General features: G+C 46.8%; 1 protein-coding gene. It reads right to left on the reverse strand.

From position 1 onward, the window contains the following. Nucleotides 1-44: 44 nt before the first annotated feature. Complete coding sequence (locus IY568_RS25480; protein ID WP_228553567.1) at nt 45-959, reverse strand: IS5 family transposase; 915 nt, start codon at nt 957-959, stop codon at nt 45-47. Nucleotides 960-1,035: the final 76 nt, after the last annotated feature.

Raw genomic sequence — 1,035 nt, forward strand, 5'->3', positions numbered from 1 at the left:
GGCCTTGTTGATCAAATCCAGATAGCTTAGGCAACACTGCGATTTCAGCTGTTTCCTTGATATTTAGGCATACCTAGCCCAGCCATTCTATTGAGCACTTTCACTTTGATCATCGCTTCAGTGTGCTGCTGATTGAATTCACGACTGACCAGCTTATCACCCATCAGCTGTTTATATCGGTACATTGCTGTTTCAGCCAGTGAACGTTGATGGTAGTTAACACACTTTTTCCACTCACTGCTGCCTATATGCTTTGTTAAAATAACCGCGCTGTTGCGAGCATGTCCATCTTCCCACAACTGCGCGTTACACCTCGGTGGGATCACTGCGTCGGCCTTTTTGGCTGCTACTTCGGCATAACAGCCTCTCGTATCATATGCGCCATCCGCTTTTACCGAGCTGATTTTCCTGCGCAATGGTCTGAGTAAGTCGCCCAGAACTTCTGAATCAGCTACGGAGATTGTAGACAACTCAGCGCCTACTATTTGGTGTGTATTTGCATCAACGGCCAGATGTAACTTTCGCCAGGTCCGGCGTTTATTCGCACCATGTTTTCTTGCGTGCCACTCGCCGTTTCCGTAGACCTTCAAACCAGTGCTATCAACCACGATATCAATGCCTCCGGGAGTACTGGTATTTGGTCTGTAATGAACAGCCAGCTCTGCACTTCGCTTGCACAAACAACTATAAGTTGGCGTATCCAAATCAAGCTTCATCATTGATATCAGCGAAGAAACAAAACCCTGCGCAGCTCGAAGAGACAAGCGAAATACAGCCCGTAAAGTCAGGCAGGTCTCAATAGCCAGCTCAGAGAAATGATTAGCTCGGCCTTTACCGCCGTGATGTTGCGTGTTGTTCCACTGAGCAATTGCATCCTCGGAAAACCAAAGCTGGATGTTGCCTCTGGCGATAAGGGCTTTGTTGTAATCACGCCAGTTAGTGATACGCTTTTCTTTCAAAATTCAGTCTCGGTGTTTGCTTTTGAGATCTGATCACACAATGCTAGATTAGTTCAATGATTAAGGAAACAACGCC

Origin of the sequence: Pseudoalteromonas sp. PPB1, from assembly GCF_015356275.1 — a bacterium.
Lineage (GTDB): Bacteria > Pseudomonadota > Gammaproteobacteria > Enterobacterales > Alteromonadaceae > Pseudoalteromonas > Pseudoalteromonas rubra_D.